This is a genomic window from Pseudomonas chlororaphis subsp. chlororaphis, assembly GCF_003945765.1.
Lineage (GTDB): Bacteria > Pseudomonadota > Gammaproteobacteria > Pseudomonadales > Pseudomonadaceae > Aquipseudomonas > Aquipseudomonas chlororaphis.
The window spans coordinates 5,942,878-5,961,366 of record NZ_CP027712.1 but is presented as its reverse complement, the minus strand read 5'-3'; the positions used below and the strand labels follow the sequence as shown (position 1 = coordinate 5,961,366).

The window sequence follows — 18,489 nt, the reverse complement described above, 5'->3', positions numbered from 1 at the left end:
CTCTGTGTGAGGAGAGTCTGAATGAGCCACGTGTTGGATGATCTGGTCGATCTGTTGACCCTGGAACCGATCGAGGAAAACCTGTTTCGCGGTCGTAGCCAGGACCTGGGTTTCCGCCAGCTGTTCGGCGGCCAGGTATTGGGTCAGTCCCTGTCCGCGGCCAGCCAGACTGTCGAAGAGGCCCGCCATGTGCATTCGCTGCACGGTTATTTCCTGCGCCCGGGCGACGCGGCGTTGCCGGTGGTGTACCAGGTCGATCGAGTGCGCGATGGCGGCAGTTTCAGCACCCGCCGGGTGACGGCGATCCAGAAGGGCAACCCGATCTTCACCTGCAGCGCCTCGTTCCAGTACGACGAGGAAGGCTTCGAGCACCAGGACACGATGCCCCAGGTGGTCGGCCCGGAAAACCTGCCGTCGGAGCTGGAGATCACCCAGCAGCGCGCGCACCTGATCCCTGAGCACATGCGCGAAAAACTGCTGTGCCCCAAGCCTATCGAAGTACGCCCGGTCACCGAGAAAGACCCCTACAACCCGCAGCCGGCGGACCCGATCAAATACGTCTGGTTCCGCGCCGACGGCAGCCTGCCGGACATTCCCGCACTGCATAAATACCTGCTGGCCTACGCCTCGGACTTCGGCCTGCTGACCACCTCGATGCTGCCCCATGGCAAGTCGGTGTGGCAGAAGGACATGCAGGTCGCCAGCCTCGACCACGCCTTGTGGTTCCATGCCGACCTGCGCGCCGACGACTGGCTGCTGTATGCCATGGACAGCCCGTGGGCCGGTAATTCCCGCGGTTTCTCCCGTGGCAGCGTGTTCAACCGCGCCGGCCAACTGGTGGCGTCGGTGACCCAGGAAGGCCTGATCCGCCACCGCAAGGACTGGGCATGAGCCTGGCCGAGGTTCGGCATTGGGTGTTCGACATGGACGGCACCCTGACGGTGGCCGTGCACGATTTCGCGGCCATCCGCGAGGCTCTGGGGATCCCGCCGGAGCACGACATCCTGACCCACCTCGCGGCCTTGCCCGCCGCCGAAGCCGCGGCGAAACACGCCTGGCTGCTGGAGCACGAACGCGACCTGGCGCTGGGTTCGCGGCCGGCGCCGGGGGCGGTGGAGCTGGTGCGGGAGCTGGCGGCGCGGGGCTATCGCCTGGGCATCCTGACCCGCAATGCGCGGGAGCTGGCCCATGTCACCCTGGAGGCCATCGGCCTGGCCGACTGCTTTGCCGTCGAGGACGTGCTGGGGCGCGACGAAGCGCCACCCAAGCCTCACCCGGGCGGCTTGCTGAAGCTGGCCGCGGCCTGGGAGGTGGCGCCCGCCGAAATGGTGATGGTCGGCGACTACCGCTTCGACCTTGATTGCGGTCGCGCGGCGGGCACCCACACGGTGCTGGTCAACCTGCCGGATAACCCGTGGCCGGAGCTGGCCGACTGGCATGCCGAGGATTGCAGCGCCCTGCGGCGGATGGTGCTGGCTTAAAAAGCTTCGCGGGCAAACCTCGCTCCTACGGATCTGCGGTGTAGCCCTCTGCCGGGTACGACAACGAATCTGTAGGAGCGAGGCTTGCCCGCGATAGCGTCATTGCTGATTTCACTGTGCCTACTGGCCGAACAACGCCTTCTGCCCCTCGGGCGAAGTGAACATCTTGTCGCCGTCATGCCCGACGCCGGGCACTTCGATCAATTGCTGTTGCAGTCCCTGGGGATGGCGCTGTTTCAGGTAGTTGAAATAGTTGTGCCCGCGAATCAAGCGGTAGGCGCCCTGGGCCTCGGCGGCGCAGCTGGTGTCCAGCGCCGGGTGGTGCGGGTCGGTGTCCTGTTTGCCCAGCAGGTAGGTGATATCGCGCTTGACGTAACTCTCTTCCAACTGCTGCGCGGTCTGGCCGGTGGCGTAGGCCGGCAGCTTGAGTAGGCCGTATTTCCAGTGGTTGAAACCGGGGCACGCGCCGGCGTCGACCTTCACCGGGCGCTGCTCGTCGAAGTAGGCATAGGACGACGGGTTGGCGATGACGTAGCGCAGCTTGATGCCGTCATCCTCCAGGCCCGGATGGTGCTGGCCGAGCAGGGCGAAACGCTGCACCACCTGGGCGCCACCGGAGTGGCCGGCGATGACGATCTCAGTCAGGGACGGGAACTGCTGGCGATCGCTCAGCCGCGTGATGATCGCGTCCAGCACCGCATAGGAACTGACCGCCCTGGGCCCGCTGGACGGCTCGCCGGCCATCCAGTCATTGCCCTGCCAGCGCAGCAGCGAACCGGGTAGTTGGTGACGCTCGATATCGCTCTGGTTGAGAAACTGCGGGGCGACCACCAGGGTGGGCGCACTTTGCCCGGCCTGGCTGGCGGCCTGTTCGGCGCTTTGCAGGTAGGTCTGGGCGTTACGCAGGCGCCCGTGGACAATGATCAGCGCCCGCTGGACCTCGGGCAGCGGCCACTGCCAGTCCTGGCTCAGGCCGATGGCCAGTTCGCCGCCTTCGAGGTTCAGCCGCGCGGGGCTGATCGTTTTGACACCATGCACTGCCGCCTGTGGGCTGGCGCAGATCAGCCATAAGGTGAGCAGCGCCAGCACTCGGTGCATTACAGGCTCTTGGCAGCGAAGGTGTCGCACTGGCCGACTTGGCCTTGAGTGAAACCGGCCTTGAACCAGCGCACCCGTTGCGCCGAGCTGCCATGGGTGAAGGAGTCCGGTACCACGCGGCCCTGGCCTTGCTGTTGCAGGCGGTCGTCACCGATGGCGTTGGCGGCGTTCAGGGCTTCTTCGATATCCCCCGGCTCCAGCCAGTTCAGGCGTTTCTGCGCATGGTTGGCCCAGACACCCGCCAGGCAGTCGGCCTGCAGCTCCTGGCGCACCAGCAGGCCGCCGTCGCCTTCCATCTGCCGGCCTTGTTGGCGGGCCGCCTGGATCTTCGCCGAGACGCCGAGCAGGGTCTGTACGTGGTGGCCGATTTCGTGGGCGATCACGTAGGCCTGGGCGAAGTCGCCGGCGGCCGAGAAGCGCTGGTCCATCTCGCGGAAGAAGTCCATGTCCAGGTACACCTGCTGGTCGGCCGGGCAATAGAACGGGCCGGTGGCGGAGGTCGCCGAGCCGCAGGCGGAGTTCACCCGGCCACGGAACAGGATGAGCTTGGGTTGCTGATAGGCGCGTCCGGCCTGTTGGAAGATCTGGCCCCAGGTGTCTTCGGTGTCGCCGAGGATGGAGCGCACGAATTCCGCCTGCTCGTCGTTGGCCGGCGGCGCCTGGCGGGTCTGCTGGGTGGGGGCGGGCGCCGAGGACTGGTCCATCTGCCCGGCGAGCTGCCCGAGGATTTGCAACGGGTCCTGGCCGGTGACCCAGCCGATGCCGACGATCAGGATGATGGCGGTCAGGCTCAGGCCCTTGCCACCGCCAAAGCGCAGACCGCCGCCTCCACCGCCGCCACTGTCATCGCGAGCATCCACCACGTTGTCGCTGCGCCGTCCTTTCTTCCAAAGCATGGGTGAATCCTCGTTCTAATTTGCTGATCAGTGTTGCTGGTGAGTAGGGCAGACGCCAGTCCGGTCGTCAGCCTTTTGCATGCACGCTACCATTGCCCGCAGCCGCATCGATCCTGTCGCGACACATCCGGGGCCTCCTTTGAACATCGATACCCGCATCAAATTCCGTCACCTCGTATGTTTTCTTGAAATGTCTCGCCAGGGCAGCCTGGCGCGGGCGGCGGATGTGCTCGCGGTAAGCCAGCCGGCGATGTCGAAAACCCTCAAGGAACTGGAAGAACTGCTCGATACCCGGCTGTTCGCCCGGAGCAAGGCCGGGCTCAGCCTGACCGAGGCCGGCATGGCCTTTCTGCGTTACGCCGGGCCCTCGGTGCAGGCCCTGCGCGAGGGGGTGAACACCCTGCGAGGTGGCGAATATGCCGCCGGCGTGGTGCGCCTGGGTGTGCTTTCGACCGCCGAAAGCCTGCTGCTCCCGGAGGTGGTGCGGCGCCTGCACGAACGGCATTCGGCGCTGGTGGTGAGCGTGGTCACCGGCCCCAGCGCCTATCTGCTGTCGCAGTTGCGGGTCGGCGATGTCGACCTGGTGGTCGGGCGCATGACGGACAGCCCGCAGATCCAGGGCCTGAGTTTCGAGCATCTGTACAGCGAGTCCATGACCCTGGTGGCGCGCCCCGATCATCCGTTGCTGCACGGGCCGCTGGACCGACATGCGCTGGAGCAGTATCCGCTGGTGTTGCCGCTGGCCGGCACCACCATCCGCAAGTTCGCCGACAGCCTGTTCGTGCAGTGCGGCATCAGCCAGTCGCGCCAGCGCCTGGAAACCCTCTCGGTGGCCTTGAGCCGGCGTTATGCGCTGTCCAGCGATGCGCTGTGGATCGCCCCGCTGGATGCGGTGCGCCTGGACCTGGCCAACGGCGAGCTGCGCGAGATCGAGCTCGGGCAGCGTGAGCCGGGCGGCTCGGTGGGCATCTCCAGCAACGCCAGCCTGCCGCTGTCGCTGGCGGCGCAATGGTGCGTGGAGGTGCTGCGGGAGGTCGGACAAGCCTATCGCGAGGGGCGTTATCCATAACTGTTTGGTTATGTCCTTGAGGGGGCTTTTCAATAGTCGTTGGGCTGCCGTTGTTTGAAACTGCGCGAGCTGCGCTCCATAAATCAAACAACAGGAGACCGACATGTCCGATGCAGACAGCAGTCGTTTCGTTATCCGTGACCGTAATTGGCATCCCAAGGCCCTGACCCCCGACTACAAGACCTCCGTGGCCCGTTCGCCACGCCAGGCACTGGTGAGCATCCCGCAATCGCTGAGCGAAACCAGCGGCCCCGATTTCTCCCATCTGAAGACCGGGCGTTTCGACAACGACCTGCTGCTCAACTTCAATAACGGCGGCTTGCCGGTGGGCGAGCGAATCATCGTCGCCGGTCGGGTTTGCGATCAGTACGGCCAGCCGATTCCCCATACCCTGGTGGAGATGTGGCAAGCCAACGCCGGTGGTCGCTACCGGCACAAGAACGACCGCTACCTGGCGCCCCTGGACCCGAACTTCGGCGGTGTCGGCCGGGCCCTGACCGACCGTGACGGCTACTACAGCTTCCGCACCATCAAGCCCGGCCCTTACCCGTGGCGCAACGGCCCGAACGACTGGCGCCCGGCGCATATCCACTTCTCCATCAGCGGGCCGTCGATCGCCACGCGGTTGATCACCCAGCTGTATTTCGAGGGCGACCCGCTGATCCCGCTGTGCCCGATCGTCAAGTCGATCGCCAACCCGCAGGCGGTGCAGAGCCTGATCGCGCGGCTGGACATGAGCAGCGCCAACCCGATGGACTGCCTGGCCTATCGCTTCGACATCGTGTTGCGCGGCCAGCGCAAGACCCACTTCGAGAATTGCTGAGGAGCCCGCCATGCCTATCCAATTGCTGCCTGAAACCCCTTCGCAAACGGCCGGCCCATATGTGCACATCGGCCTGGCGCTGGCCGCCGCGGGCAACCCGACCCGCAGCGACGAGATCTGGAACCGGATGGCCGGGCCCGACGCCCAGGGGGAAAAGATCCTGCTGATCGGCCATGTGTACGACGGCAACGGCCATCTGGTGCGCGACTCGTTCCTCGAGTTCTGGCAAGCTAACCACGAGGGCGTCTACGACCCTGTGTTCGATTCGGAGAAAGCCTTCAACAGCTTCGGGCGCACGGCCACCACCTTCGATGCCGGCGAGTGGACGCTGCACACGGTCAAGCCGGGCGTGGTGAACAACGCCGCCGGGGTGCCGATGGCGCCGCACATCAACGTGGCGCTGTTCGCCCGGGGGATCAACATCCACCTGCACACGCGCCTGTATTTCGCCGACGAGCCGGAAGCCAATGCCGCCTGCCCGGTGCTGAACCTGATCGAGCAGCCGCAGCGGCGCGACACCCTGCTGACGCATCCCTGTGACGTGGACGGGCAGCGGGCGTACCGCTTCGATATCCGCATCCAGGGGGAAGAGGAGACGGTGTTCTTCGATTTCTGATTGGCCATCCGTAACCGCTCTCCCCGGGCGGTCCGGTCTGCCGCAGTGGCCGGTTTGCGTCTCCTGCGGAGCCGATCGCAGCCTCGCGGGGCTCGGCAGCGGCTACAAGACTTGCGTGTTTCCTGTAGCCGCTGGCGCAGCCTGCGATAAGGTCCGCAGGGCCTTCAAGCGATCTCAATAACCACGTCCTCTTCGAGGGAAATTGCTGGCTTATTCGTAATCGCTGGCGCCCGCGATGTGCCGCCCGGCGATATAGCCGAAGGTCAGCGCCGGGCCGAGATTGATGCCGCCGGCGGGGTAGTGGCCGCCCATGATACTGGCCATGTCGCTGCCGGCGGCGTACAGGCCGGCGATGGCCTGGCCCTGGCCGTCGAGCACCTGGGCGTGGGGGTTGACCTTGAGCCCGGCGAACGTGCCGAAGCAGCCCGGCTGGACTTTCACCGCGTAGAACGGCCCCTGTTCGATGGGCGCTACGCACGGGTTGGGTTGCTGGCGCGGGTCGCCCTGCTTGCGGTGGTAGGGCGTCGAGCCCCGGCCGAACAGCGGGTCCTGGCCTTGTCGGGCATGCCGGTTGTATTCCGCCAGGGTGGCGCGCAAGCCGTCCGCATCGATGCCGCAGGCCTGGGCCAGTTCCTCGATGCTCGCGCCACGCTTCAGGTAGCCACTGCGGATAAAGGGCGCCAGCGGTACCGGGAAGGGCCGGGAGATGCCCAGGCCATAGCGGCGCTGGAAGCCGTGGCTGCAGATCAGCCATGACGCCACTTCTTCGCCCTCGGGCGCCGCCGCGACCATTGCTCGCACATAGTCGTAGTAACCGTCGGCTTCGTTGACGAAGCGTTGGCCGTTGCGCAAGACGCCGATGATCCCCGGCTTGCCGCGCTCGATGATGTGCGGGAAATGCCCGCGGCTGCCGTCCTGGTAGGGCACCGCGGAAACCGGGGCCCAGGCCACGGGGGACGCCATGTCGGTATCGACCCGGGCACCGACGCTTTCCCCCAGGCGCAAGCCGTCGCCCGACACCGCCAGCGGCGGCAGGGCCAGATGCTCGTGACCGGTGGGCGTGCGTGGGAACAGTGCCTTGCGCCGCTCGATGTCATTGGCGAAGCCACCGGCCGCCAGCACCACCGCTTTGCGGGCGCGGATACGAATGGGCCCCCGGGTGGCGCTGCTGACAATCGCTCCGGTCACCGCGTCGCCGTCGCGCAGCAGCTCGGTGACCGGCGCCGATTCCCAGAGCAGTACGCCAAGGTCCTGCGCCGACTTGGCCAGGCGCGCCACCAGCGCCACACCGTTGACCAGTTGCAGGGCGCGGCGATGGGTGGCGAGGTCGCGCAGGTGGCGAGCGACGCGTTTGCTCACGTGCCAGGCCGCCGGCAGCGAACGGCTCAGGTTGAGGAAGGCCGCAAGGTCGGCGCCGGCCATGATCGGCATGCCGATGAACGAGGTTTCGCGCATGGTCTTGCGCAGGCGCTTGAGCAGCGTGCCGACCTCGCGCCCATCGTAGGGCGCGGCGATCACCGAGCGTCCGCCAGTGCCGGCGCCCGGCGTATCGCCGTGGATATCGGCGATGGTGTTGCCGTCGGCGAATTGCAGCGCGGTATGGCGCTCGAAGAACGACACCATGCGCGGCCCGGCTTCGAGGTAGGCGTCGATCATTGCTGGCTGGTAGCGTTCGCCCAGTTCGTGTTTCAGGTAAGTGCGCGGCAGTTCCACGTCCTCGACTATGCCGGCCCGTCGCGCCAGCGGGTTGCACGGCACCCAGGCCCAGCCGCCGGACCAGGCGGTGGCACCGCCGAACACCGGGTCTTTCTCCACCACTATGACCTTCAGGCCATGCCAGGCCGCGGTCACGGCCGCCGAAAGGCCGGCGGCGCCGGAGCCGACGACCAGCACGTCGCAATCGATATCGGGGTGGTGCAGGGAGGCGGTGGCAGGCATGGAAGAAGCAACTCCGCTAAACGAACGATTATTATTTTTGGAACTTGATTCCAAAAAATATACGGAGTCGAATAGTCGGCAGCAAGGCGAGGGCGGGATCATCTGCGCCGTGCCGAGGTTTTTATGGGCGGTTATCGAACGAGGCCGCGGTGTGTTTCCCATTGCGCCGGTTGTCACTAGAATCGGCCAAATTTCGTCTGGACCCGACCATGGCCGGCAGTCAAATCGAGCGCGTCTTCAGCGTTCTGGAAAGTCTTACCAGCGACCCCCGCGGCCTGCCGATGCAGACCCTGGCCGAGCAGCTGGGCATCCCCAAAAGCGCCACCCACCGGCTGTTGGCGGAGCTGATCCGCCTGGGCTACGTGCGCCAGAACCCGGACAGCCTGCGCTATCACCTGTCGACCAAGCTGGTGGCCATGGGCTTTCGCTACCTGTCCAGCAGCGGCGCGGATATCGTCCAGCCGGTGCTCGACCGGCTGGCCCAGGAAACCGGCGAGCTGGTGCGCCTCGGGGTGATCGAGGACGAGCGCCAGACCTGGATCGCCAAGTCCCAGGGCGCCCGTTCCGGGTTGCGCTACGACCCCGACATGGGCCGCGAGGCGCCGTTGTTCTACACCGCTTCCGGGCACGCCTGGCTGGCCTGCCTGAGCGATGCCGAGGCGTTGTCGCTGGTGGAGCGCCAGGCGGCCGAGATCCCCGCGGACCTGGGCCCGAACGCGCCGCGCTCGAACATCGAACTGCTCGAACGCCTGCGCCTGGCCCGGGAACAGGGCTACGCCTGGGTCGAGGAAAGCTCGGCGGTGGGCACCTCGGCGGTGGCCGCGGTGGTGCGTCATCCGGTCGACGGCCGGGTGGTCGGAGTGCTGAGCATCGCCGGTCCGAGCGCGCGCATGCCGCTGGCGCGCCTGCATGAACTGGCGCCGCGGCTGTTGAAGTTCACCGACGAACTCTCGGCCGCCAGCCAGGCCTCCGAACTCTTCAGCTGACCCTGTAGCCGCTGGCGCAGCCTGCGATCGGCTCCGCAGGAGCCGCAAAACCAGCCTCTGCGGTGGGACAGGCTGAATGCGGTCGCCTGTTTTACGGCCGCTGCGCGCCCGATCGCAGCCTCGCGGGGCTCGGCAGCGGCTACAGGGTTTCCTCCGTTTTCTGTAGCCGCTGGCGCAGCCTGCGATAAGCCCGGGCCACGCTGGTCGCAGGGCCTTCACGATCTCAAGCCTTAAAGCTGTTCGCTGATCGGACACTATTTCGTTTTACTCTTGTATGAAAATGGAACCGAGTTCTAAATATTTGAAATTTCGCGTTCCCATAACAATCACAAGAGGATCCCGCCTTGGACTCGCCTTTGCGCATTGCCCTGATCGGCGCCGGCAACATGGGCCAGCAGCATTACCAGCACCTCAAGACCCTGACCGAGGCCAGGCTCTGCGCCGTGGCTGACCCCGGCCCGCAAGCCGCCGGGATTGCCGCGCAGTGGCAGGTGCCGTATTACCCCGACCATGGACTGATGCTCGAACAGGCCCGCCCCGACGCCGTGATAGTCGCCAACCCGAACAACCTGCACGTCGGCACTGCCCTGGATTGCCTGGCGGCCGGTGTGCCGGTGCTGCTGGAGAAACCGGTCGGCGTGCACCTGGATGAAGCGCGCGAACTGGTGGCCGCGGTGAAAAGCAGCGGTGTTCCCGTGCTGGTGGGCCATCACCGGCGCCACAACCCGCTGATCGTCCGTGCCCATGCGCTGGTGCGGGGCGGGGCATTGGGCCGGTTGACCACGGTCACCGCGCTCTGGCAATTGCAGAAGCCCGACAGCTATTTCGAGATTTCCTGGCGCCGCGAACCCGGGGCCGGGATGCTGCTGACCAACCTGATTCACGACCTCGACCTGCTGCGTCATCTGTGCGGCGAGGTGCATCAGGTGCAGGCCGTCACCAGCAACGCGGTGCGCGGTTTTGCCAACGAGGATTGCGCCGCCGTCCTGCTGCAATTCGCCAACGGTGCCCTGGGCAGCCTGACCGGTTCCGACGCCGTGGCGGCGCCCTGGAGCTGGGAGCTGGATTCCGGCGAGAACCCGGTGTACCCGCGCCAGGCCGACCAGCCGTGCTACCTGCTGGCTGGTACCGCTGGCGCCCTGAGCATTCCGCAACTCAAGCGCTGGCAGTACGCCGAGGCCGGCGCCGGCTGGCATCAGCCGTTGCTGGCGGTCGAGGAACCGTTCACCGCCGCCGAGGCCCTGCGCCTGCAGTTGCAGCATTTCGTCAAAGTGGCGCGGCGCGAGGTCGAGCCGCTGGTCAGCGTGGCCGATGCGGCGCGGACCCTGGCGCTGATCGAGGCGATCCGCGAAGCGGCGGCGACCGGTCGGGCCTGTGCCCCGGCGCTGATCGAGGGATGAGCATGAGCGAACGTATTCTGTCCCTGGCCAGCCTCACGGTGCTGGAAGTTTCACCGCCGCAGATGGTCGAGGTGGCGGCCCGCACCGGTTATAGCCACGTCGGTTTGCGCCTGGTGCCGGCGACGCCGCAGGAGCATCACTTTGCCCTGGTGGCCGATGCCGATCTGCGCCGACAGACCCTCAGCCGCCTGCGCGACACCGGTGTCGGCGTGCTGGATGTGGAGATCCTGCGCCTCAAGCCGCACACCCGGGTCGCGGATTTCGAGGCGGTGCTGGCGGTCGGCGCCGAGTTCGGCGCCAGCGAGCTGCTGGTGGCCGGCAACGACCCCGACGAGGGGCGCATGACCGAGCGCTTCGCCGAACTGTGCGACCTGGCGTCGATCTACGGCCTGCACCCGCACCTGGAGTTCATGCCCTGGACCGATGCACGCAACCTGGAGCAGGCGGTGCGGGTGGTAGAGAACGCCGGCCGCGACAACGCCGGCGTGCTGGTGGATGCATTCCACTTCGATCGCTCGGCCTCGCGCCTGGAGGACTTGGCAAAGGTCGCGCCGGCGCGGCTGCGTTATGCCCAGCTGTGCGACGTGGCCGGCCTGCGACCGGACGATATGCAGGAGATCCTGCGCCAGGCCCGCAACGAGCGGCGTTTCCCCGGGGATGGCGATTGCGACCTGGCGGGGCTCCTGCATTGTCTGCCGGCCAACCTGCCGTTGAGCCTGGAGATCCCCACGGTGAAATTGCTCGAACAGGGCGTCGGTGCCCTGGAGCGGGCGCAAATGGCCCTGGACAAGACCCGGGCGTTGCTGGCGCGGCTCTAGTTGGTAGCCCGTATGACCCCAATCGCGGGCAAGCCTCGCTCCTACGGACGCCGCGTCTGTAGGAGCGAGGCTTGCCCGCGAAGCTGTTTCTACAAACAAACCCTATCTTGAGAGACCCCGCGGATGACCCTCAGCACACCCCTTTCCGGCGTCAACCAGCCCTTCAAGGGCATCCTGCTGGTCGTCGTGGCGACCTTCCTGTTCGCCAGTCACGATGCCTTGTCGAAATACCTTTCGGGGTTTTATCCGATCGTGATGGTGGTCTGGGCCCGCTACCTGGTTCATACCCTGCTGATGGCCGGGATTTTCCTGCCGCAATCGGGCCTGCGGGTGTTGCGCACCAAGCGGCCGTTGCTGCAACTGGCGCGGGCCTTGTGCCTGCTCGGCACCAGCCTGCTGTTCACCTCGGCGCTGCTGTTTATCCCGCTGGCCGAAGCCACGGCGGTCAACTTCCTGGCGCCGGTGCTGGTCACCGCGCTGTCGGTGCCGCTGCTGGGCGAGCGAGTCACGAAGGGCCAATGGCTGGCGGTGATCTGCGGTTTTATCGGGGTGCTGATCATCGTTCACCCGGGTGGCGACCTGTTCACCCCGGCGGTGCTGCTGCCTTTCTGCTCGGCACTGTTTTTCTGCTTTTACCAACTGCTGACCCGCAAGCTCGCCGAGCACGACAGCCCGACCACCAGCAACTTCTTCGCCGGCCTGTGCAACACCCTGGTGATGAGCGCGCTGGTGCCGTTCTTCTGGCAGGTGCCGGGCTTTGTCCATGGTGTGTTGATGCTGGCGCTGGGGGCCTGCGGCATGACCGCCCACCTGTTCCTGACCCAGGCCTTCCGCCATGCGGCGCCGGCGCTGTTGGCGCCGTTCGGCTATTGCCAGATCGTCTTCGCCGGATTGCTGGGCTGGCTGTTGTTCAGCCATACACCGCAGCCAATCACCCAGCTGGGCATCACGGTGATCTGCCTCAGCGGCCTGGCGGCTGCCTGGCAACAGCGGCGGCGCTGAGTGGCGTTAGCAATGGGAGGACAGTCGATATCGACTGAGAGAGGAGAAAAAAAGCAGGCCCGGAACCGGGCCTGCGAGAGGAAAGCGTCAGTCTTCTATTTTTGGAATCTTGCGTGGGGCCATGAAGTACATCCAGGTCAGGGCAATGAAGTACATCGCCGGGATCAGGGTGAACAGCACGGTGTAGTTGTTGTTGGTGACGGTCAGGATATGGCCCACCAGCTGGGTCATGAACATGCCGCCGATGGCCGCGCACATGCCGCCGAAACCGAACACCGTGCTCATCATGTGCTTGGGCGTGTAGTCCATCACCAGGCTCCAGATGTTGGCGGTCCAGGCCTGGTGCGCGCCGATGGCCAGGGAGATGGCGAACACCGCGAGCCACAGGTTGCTGGCGCCGGCGGCCATGACCACGCCGACGATGCAGCAGGCGAACAGCAGCATGGACATCAGGCGCGCCTTGATCGGGTTGACCCCGCGGCCGATCAGGAACGACGAGAGGATGCCGCCGCCGACGCTGCCGAAGTCGGCGGTCAGGTAGATGATGATCAGCGGGATGCCCATCTGGGTCACGTTGATGCCCAGGTTGTACTGCTGGTTGAGGAACGGCGGCAGCCAGTACAGGTAGAACCAGAACACCGGCGCGGTGATCGAGTAGGCCAGGGCGAAGGCCCAGGTGCCGCGCATGCGCAGGATGCGCGAGAAAGGCACGCGGGCCTGCTCCGGTTCGACTTCTTTCTGGATGTACTCGAGCTCGGACTGTTTGACGCTCGGGTGATCTTCCGGGTTGAAGTACTTCAGGCCCCAGAACAGCAGCCAGATGCCGCCCAGCGCAGCCATGCACAGGAATGCCGCCTGCCAGCCCCAGGCGTGCAGGATCAACGGCAGCAGCATCGGCGTGAACATGGCGCCGACGTTGGTCCCGGCGTTGAAGATGCCGGTGGCCACGGCGCGTTCGCCGGCCGGGAACCACAGGCGCGTGGTCTTCACGCAGGCCGGGTAGTTGGCGGCCTCGGTCAGCCCGAGGATAAAGCGGCAGACCATGAAGCCCGCGGCCGAAGTGGCCAGGCCGTGAGCGCCGGTGGCCAGGCTCCACAACAGCACGGCGAAGAAGAACACGCGCTTGACGCCGACCCGGTCGATCAACCGTCCTTGCAGGACGAAACCGACGGCGTAGCCGACCTGGAACCAGAAGTTGATGTTGGCGTAGTCCATCGCCGTCCAGCTCATTTCCTTGGCCAGGATCGGCTGCATCACACCCAGGGCGGCGCGGTCGATGTAGTTCAGGGTGGTGGCGAAGAACACCAGGGCGAGCATGCCCCAGCGGGTCTTGCCGACCGCCATGGCGCCGCGGATCTTGTCGCCGATGCCGCCGGAGGCGGTGCCGAGGCTCGGGGCCATGCGGGAGCTTTGAGAAGGAATCATGTGTGCCATCCGTTCAATGACTGACGAGGGACAACTCGTCGGGACTCAAGGGCGCGTGATCGATTGTCGACTGTGCGGACGGACCGCGGGTGAACTCGATGATCGATCGGCTGAGTGCTTTGGTCGACGCGCATCGGGCGCGGCGGTGGAAAGCGGGTTGGTCAGCGTGCGGGCATGGTCAGCCCAGGGGCCGTAGTGCGTCCGTCTGAAGGCGGCTGTTGGAGGTCTGGCCAGGTGAGAGCCAGAGGGCCAGGCAGAGAGGTGTGGCGTTGAGTGCAAGCATGAGGGTGTACCCGATTTTTGAAATTTTTATGGTGTGTTCTGGGTCTTGGGCGATTGAAGCCGGCGCTTAGGTGCCGGCTCAATGTGCTGTCGATGGTGCGCAGCGGACGAAAAATCGTCAATTCGCCAACGGCCATTTTGTTCGATAATCGCACGAAAAACTAACTGGTTCGTACACTTTGAATTGCTGTCTGTACTGCCCGGCTCAATAATCCGCCCCATCCAATAACAAACGTACCTGTAGCCGCTGCCGCAGGCTGCGATCGCCCGCGAAGCGGGCGCGGGATCTTCAGTGCGCTGGAGGACCTGCGGCAGCGGCCACAGGCACGGCGCCCGATCTGTGGTCATTACCGGGAGTTGAAACATGCAGCGTTCCATTGCCACCGTCTCCTTGAGCGGTACCCTGCCGGAAAAACTCGAAGCCATTGCCGCCGCTGGTTTCGACGGCGTGGAGATTTTCGAGAACGACCTGCTCTACTACGACGGCAGCCCTCGGGAAATCCGCCAGATGTGCGCGGACCTGGGCATCGCCATCACTCTGTTCCAGCCTTTTCGCGATTTCGAAGGCTGCCGTCGCGACCGCCTGCAACGCAACCTGGAACGCGCCGAGCGCAAGTTCGACCTGATGCAGGAACTGGGCACCGACCTGGTGCTGGTGTGCAGCAATGCCGCGGCCGACAGCGTCGGCGACCGGCAGATCCTGGTGGACGACCTGCGCCTGCTGGCCGAGCGCGCGGGCAGCCGTGGCCTGCGGATCGGCTACGAAGCCCTGGCCTGGGGCCGGCACGTCAATACTTATCAACAGGTCTGGGACATCGTCCGTGAGGCCGACCATCCGAGCCTGGGCGTGCTGCTCGACAGCTTCCACACCTTGTCGCTCAAGGGCGACCCGGCGGCGATCGCCGAGATTCCCGGGGACAAGATCTTCTTCGTGCAGATGGCCGACGCGCCGATCCTGGCCATGGACGTGCTGGAGTGGAGCCGGCATTTTCGCTGCTTCCCGGGGCAGGGCGATTTCGACTTGCCGGGGTTCCTCGCGCCGATCATCAAGAGCGGCTACACCGGGCCTTTGTCCCTGGAGATCTTCAACGACGGTTTCCGCGCCGCGCCACCGCGGGCCAACGCCGCGGACGGCCTGCGCTCGCTGCTGTACCTCGAGGAGAAAACCCGCCAGCGCCTGGCGCAGGAAGCCACGCCGGTGGCCAATATCGATACGCTGTTCGCGCCGCCGCCGGCCAGTGAATATGGCGGCACCGAGTTTCTCGAGTTCGCCGTGGACGAAGCGCTGGGCGCCAAGCTTGGCGGCTGGCTGGAACGCCTGGGGTTCGCCAGGGCCGGCCAGCACCGCTCGAAGAATGTCAGCCTGATGCGCCAGGGCGATATCAACCTGATCCTCAATTCCGAGCCTTATTCCTTTGCCCACAGCTTCTTCGAGGCCCACGGCCCCTCGGTGTGCGCCACGGCGATCCGGGTCAAGGACAGCGCCAAGGCGCTGGAGCGCGCGGTGGTCTACAAGGGCCAGCCGTACCGCGGGCTGGTGGGCCCCAACGAACTGGAACTGGCCGCCGTACGCGAGCTGGATGGCAGCCTGATCTACCTGGTGGACCAGGAGCAGGGCGGGAACCTGTACGACACCGATTTCAATATGCTCCCGGGCGTGGTGGCCAAGGGCGGCCTCAAGCGCATCGACCACATGGCCATGGCGTTGCCGGCCGACAACCTCGACAGCTGGGTGCTGTTCTACAAGAGCCTGCTGGATTTCACCGCCGACGACGAAGTGGTGCTGCCCGACCCCTACGGCCTGGTGAAGAGCCGGGCGTTGCGCAGCCGTTGCAGCACCATTCGTTTGCCGCTGAACATTTCCGAGAACCGCAAGACCGCGATCTCCCATGCGCTGTCCAGTTACGGCGGCTCGGGCGTGCATCACATCGCCTTCGATTGCGACGATATCTTTGCCGAAGTCAGCCGGGCCAAGGAGGCGGGCGTGCCGCTGCTGGACATCCCGCTCAACTACTACGACGACCTGGCCGCGCGCTTCGATTTCGACGACGAGTTCCTCAGTGAGCTGGCCTACTACAACGTGCTCTACGACCGTGACGCCCAGGGTGGCGAGCTGTTCCATGTCTACACCGAGCCGTTCGAGGGGCGCTTCTTCTTCGAGATCATCCAGCGCAAGAATGGCTACGTCGGTTATGGCGCGGCGAACGTCGCGGTACGCCTGGCGGCCATGGCCAAGTCGCGCAGTGGCGGGGTGCGGCACGCGAAGTTGTAGGAGTTTCGTAACGGCGGCGGCAAAGGGCCGCCGTCCTGCTTTCCTTCGCTGCGCGAGGCGGCCCATAATCGCCCGCGTGTGCAGCGATGGCCGTGAGCCCCAGAATGACAATGACCACAGAACTCTCCGTAGCGCCCGAGCAGCCCGTGATCGAGCCACGCAAGAGTCGCAAGAACAACCCGGAAAAGACCCGCGAGAACATTCTTCAAGAGGCTATTGTCGAGTTCGTGCAGCAGGGCCTGTCCGGTGCTCGGGTGGATGCCATCGCCGAGCGCATCCACACCTCCAAGCGCATGATCTATTACTACTTCGGCAGCAAGGAGCAGCTGTACGTCGAGGTGCTGGAGAAGCTCTACGGCGATATCCGCAACACCGAAAGCCGCCTGCACCTGGCGGAGCTGGCGCCGCGCGAGGCGATTCGCCGGCTGGTGGAGTTCACCTTCGATCACCACGACCGCAACGTCGATTTCGTGCGCATCGTCAGCATCGAGAACATCCATAACGCCGAATACGTGAAGCGCTCCGAAGCGATCAAGGCGATGAACAACACCATCCTGCATGCCCTGGGCGAGATCCTCCGGCGTGGGGCCGACGAGGGCGTGTTCCGCGCCGGCCTGGACCCGCTGGATGTGCATTTGTTGATCAGTTCGTTCTGCTTCTACCGCGTGTCCAACCGCCACACTTTCGGCGAGATCTTCCAGATCGACCTGCCCGACGAAGCGATCAAGCAGCGCCACCGCGAGATGATCTGCGAGTCGGTGCTGCGCTACTTGCAGGCCTGATCGCCTAGAGGGTTGAACCCCGTTGCTGGTCGATCAGACGGCACAGGGTTGCAACCGCATCCTGCATCGACTCTGCCCGGGTATTGCCAAAGCCCATCAGCAAGCCGGGGCGTGATCCGCCCTGGGCACCCACGAAAAAATCTGACAGCGGCGCGATGCCGATTTTCCGGGCATGGGCGGCGGCCGCGATCGCCTGGTCGTCGAGCCCATCGGGCAGTTCGGCGAGCAGGTGCAATCCGCTGGCGCTGCTGGCTACCGTCATGCGCTCGCTGCCGGCGTTGTGAATGGCCGCCAGCAAGGCGGCGCGACGTTGCGCATAAACCGCCTGGCTACGACGGATATGGCTGCCGAGGTGGCCATTGGCGATGAACTCCGCCGCCGTCGCCTGGAGCGACAAAGGCACGCGGTGGCCGCTGCCATTGCGCACGTTGCGCAACACCTCCACCACCGCCTCGGGGGCGACCAGGAACCCCAGGCGCAGGCCCGGCGCCAGCAGTTTGCTCAAGGTCCCGACATAAATGACCCGCCCCTGATTGCCGTCCAGGGCCTTGAGCGCCGGGGTTGGCGCGCCGCCGTAGCGGAACTCGCTGTCGTAATCGTCTTCGAGGATGAAGGCATCGGCATCGTGGGCCCATTGCAGCAAGGCCAGGCGTCGCGCCAGGCTCATGCCGACCCCCAGGGGATACTGGTGCGAAGGCGATACCAGGGCGAGCCGCGCATCGGGCGCGAGCCGGCGGCCGGCCTGTACATCCAGGCCTTCTGCATCCACCGGAACGCCCACGGCCTGCACACCGGCCAGCAGCACGCTGCGGTAGGCCGCATCGTAGCCGGGGTTTTCGACCCAGACCCGCTCTCCCAGGTCGGTGAGCGCCAGGGTGGCAATCGACACCGCCGCCTGGGCACCGGGAGTAATCACGATGTGACTGGCCTGGCACACCACTCCGCGTGCCGCGCCGAGGTACGCCGCCAGGGCTTCGCGCAATGGCAGAAAACCCTGCGGGTCGCCGTAGGACAGGTCGGGAAGTGGCCGGCGTCGCCAGAAGCGGCCTTCCAGGCGCCCCCACAGCGCATAGGGAAAGGCGTCCAGCGCCGGCAGGCCCGGGGTCAGCGGCCAGGCGGCCCGGGCCACGGACATCGAGTCGGTCCCCGTCAGCGCCCGGGCCCGGGTGGAGCCGACGGGGGCCTCTGTCCGGGCGGGTGGCGAGGCCGTTTGCTCGGCGATCCGTGCCATGACATAGGTGCCCGAACCTGTCCGGGCTTCCAGGAACCCCTCGGCGATCAACTGCCCATAGGCCTCGGTCACGGTCATGCGCGATAGCCCCAACTGTGTCGCCAGCACGCGTGAAGCCGGCAGGCGGATCCCGGCCTTGACGTTGCCATCGGCGATGCCCTTGCGCAGGAACAGCAGCAATTGCTCGCGCAAGGACAAGTGGCCGTCCTTGGCCAGTTGCAGACGGTTCCAGATGGGATAGGCGGTTTTGCGGGTTTTCATCGGGGGCCTGTGGATTGCCGGTCGGCGGCAGCTGGAAAAGTGGTCTGGGATATTGATCGAAAGTGGATATTTTATATAGGCCATTACCTGCGGATACTCCCTCGCCTTG

Annotated in this window: 16 protein-coding genes; 11 read left to right on the top strand and 5 right to left on the bottom strand. The window is 65.6% G+C overall.

All coding sequences use genetic code 11. The features are described from left to right. Positions 1-21: 21 nt before the first annotated feature. A complete protein-coding gene (gene tesB / locus C4K27_RS27065; protein ID WP_007928905.1) occupies positions 22-891 on the top strand; it encodes an acyl-CoA thioesterase II in 870 nt (289 codons plus the stop codon). After that, a complete protein-coding gene (locus C4K27_RS27060; protein WP_007928904.1) occupies positions 888-1,481 on the top strand; it encodes an HAD family hydrolase in 594 nt (197 codons plus the stop codon). Before tesB ends, C4K27_RS27060 begins: the two co-directional genes overlap by 4 nt. A gap of 120 nt (positions 1,482-1,601) precedes the next feature. Here C4K27_RS27060 and C4K27_RS27055 read toward each other — a convergent pair whose 3' ends face one another. Both C4K27_RS27055 and ypfJ read right to left on the bottom strand, forming a co-directional pair. Further along, the gene (locus C4K27_RS27055; RefSeq protein ID WP_053262776.1) at positions 1,602-2,579 is read right to left on the bottom strand and encodes a hypothetical protein; all 978 of its coding nucleotides are present in this window, start codon (positions 2,577-2,579) and stop codon (positions 1,602-1,604) included. Continuing rightward, positions 2,579-3,475, bottom strand: coding sequence for a KPN_02809 family neutral zinc metallopeptidase (gene ypfJ, locus C4K27_RS27050; RefSeq protein ID WP_053262775.1), 897 nt, complete (start codon positions 3,473-3,475; stop codon positions 2,579-2,581). The genes C4K27_RS27055 and ypfJ overlap by 1 nt, the downstream gene beginning before the upstream one ends. A gap of 139 nt (positions 3,476-3,614) precedes the next feature. Here ypfJ and pcaQ point away from each other — a divergent pair, with 139 nt between their 5' ends. From pcaQ to pcaG, 3 genes are all read left to right on the top strand, one after another. Continuing rightward, complete coding sequence (pcaQ, locus tag C4K27_RS27045; RefSeq protein WP_053262774.1) at positions 3,615-4,544, top strand: pca operon transcription factor PcaQ; 930 nt, start codon at positions 3,615-3,617, stop codon at positions 4,542-4,544. A gap of 103 nt (positions 4,545-4,647) precedes the next feature. After that, on the top strand, positions 4,648-5,367 hold the full coding sequence (gene pcaH, locus C4K27_RS27040; protein WP_053262773.1) for a protocatechuate 3,4-dioxygenase subunit beta: 720 nt from the start codon (positions 4,648-4,650) through the stop codon (positions 5,365-5,367). 10 nt (positions 5,368-5,377) lie between these two features. After that, positions 5,378-5,983 (top strand): protocatechuate 3,4-dioxygenase subunit alpha, encoded by a 606-nt coding sequence (pcaG, locus tag C4K27_RS27035; protein WP_053262772.1) that lies wholly within the window; start codon positions 5,378-5,380, stop codon positions 5,981-5,983. 210 nt (positions 5,984-6,193) lie between these two features. Here the strand turns inward: pcaG and C4K27_RS27030 are convergent, their stop codons facing one another. Then, a complete protein-coding gene (locus tag C4K27_RS27030) occupies positions 6,194-7,921 on the bottom strand; it encodes an FAD-dependent oxidoreductase (protein WP_053262771.1) in 1,728 nt (575 codons plus the stop codon). A 209-nt stretch (positions 7,922-8,130) separates the two neighbouring features. On the opposite strand from C4K27_RS27030, the gene C4K27_RS27025 reads away from it, so the two are divergent. From C4K27_RS27025 to C4K27_RS27010, 4 genes are all read left to right on the top strand, one after another. Further along, positions 8,131-8,907 (top strand): IclR family transcriptional regulator, encoded by a 777-nt coding sequence (locus tag C4K27_RS27025; RefSeq protein WP_053262770.1) that lies wholly within the window; start codon positions 8,131-8,133, stop codon positions 8,905-8,907. A 344-nt stretch (positions 8,908-9,251) separates the two neighbouring features. Further along, complete coding sequence (locus C4K27_RS27020) at positions 9,252-10,307, top strand: Gfo/Idh/MocA family protein (RefSeq protein WP_053262769.1); 1,056 nt, start codon at positions 9,252-9,254, stop codon at positions 10,305-10,307. Positions 10,308-10,309: 2 nt separating this feature from the next. Then, on the top strand, positions 10,310-11,125 hold the full coding sequence (locus C4K27_RS27015) for a sugar phosphate isomerase/epimerase family protein (protein WP_053262768.1): 816 nt from the start codon (positions 10,310-10,312) through the stop codon (positions 11,123-11,125). A 123-nt stretch (positions 11,126-11,248) separates the two neighbouring features. After that, positions 11,249-12,127, top strand: a complete 879-nt coding sequence (locus C4K27_RS27010) for a DMT family transporter (RefSeq protein WP_053262767.1) — start codon at positions 11,249-11,251, stop codon at positions 12,125-12,127. A gap of 87 nt (positions 12,128-12,214) precedes the next feature. Here the strand turns inward: C4K27_RS27010 and C4K27_RS27005 are convergent, their stop codons facing one another. After that, positions 12,215-13,552, bottom strand: coding sequence for an MFS transporter (locus tag C4K27_RS27005; protein WP_007928884.1), 1,338 nt, complete (start codon positions 13,550-13,552; stop codon positions 12,215-12,217). A gap of 646 nt (positions 13,553-14,198) precedes the next feature. Here C4K27_RS27005 and quiC point away from each other — a divergent pair. Next, the gene (quiC, locus tag C4K27_RS27000) at positions 14,199-16,106 is read left to right on the top strand and encodes a 3-dehydroshikimate dehydratase QuiC (RefSeq protein ID WP_053262766.1); all 1,908 of its coding nucleotides are present in this window, start codon (positions 14,199-14,201) and stop codon (positions 16,104-16,106) included. 104 nt (positions 16,107-16,210) lie between these two features. Further along, positions 16,211-16,888 carry a TetR/AcrR family transcriptional regulator gene (locus C4K27_RS26995; RefSeq protein WP_007928882.1) on the top strand — a complete coding sequence of 226 codons (678 nt, stop codon included), beginning with the start codon at positions 16,211-16,213 and terminating at the stop codon, positions 16,886-16,888. Between the two features lie 4 nt (positions 16,889-16,892). Here C4K27_RS26995 and pdxR read toward each other — a convergent pair whose 3' ends face one another. Next, entirely contained in the window at positions 16,893-18,380 is a 1,488-nt protein-coding gene (pdxR, locus tag C4K27_RS26990; protein ID WP_053262765.1) for a MocR-like pyridoxine biosynthesis transcription factor PdxR, read from the bottom strand. Positions 18,381-18,489 lie beyond the last annotated feature (109 nt).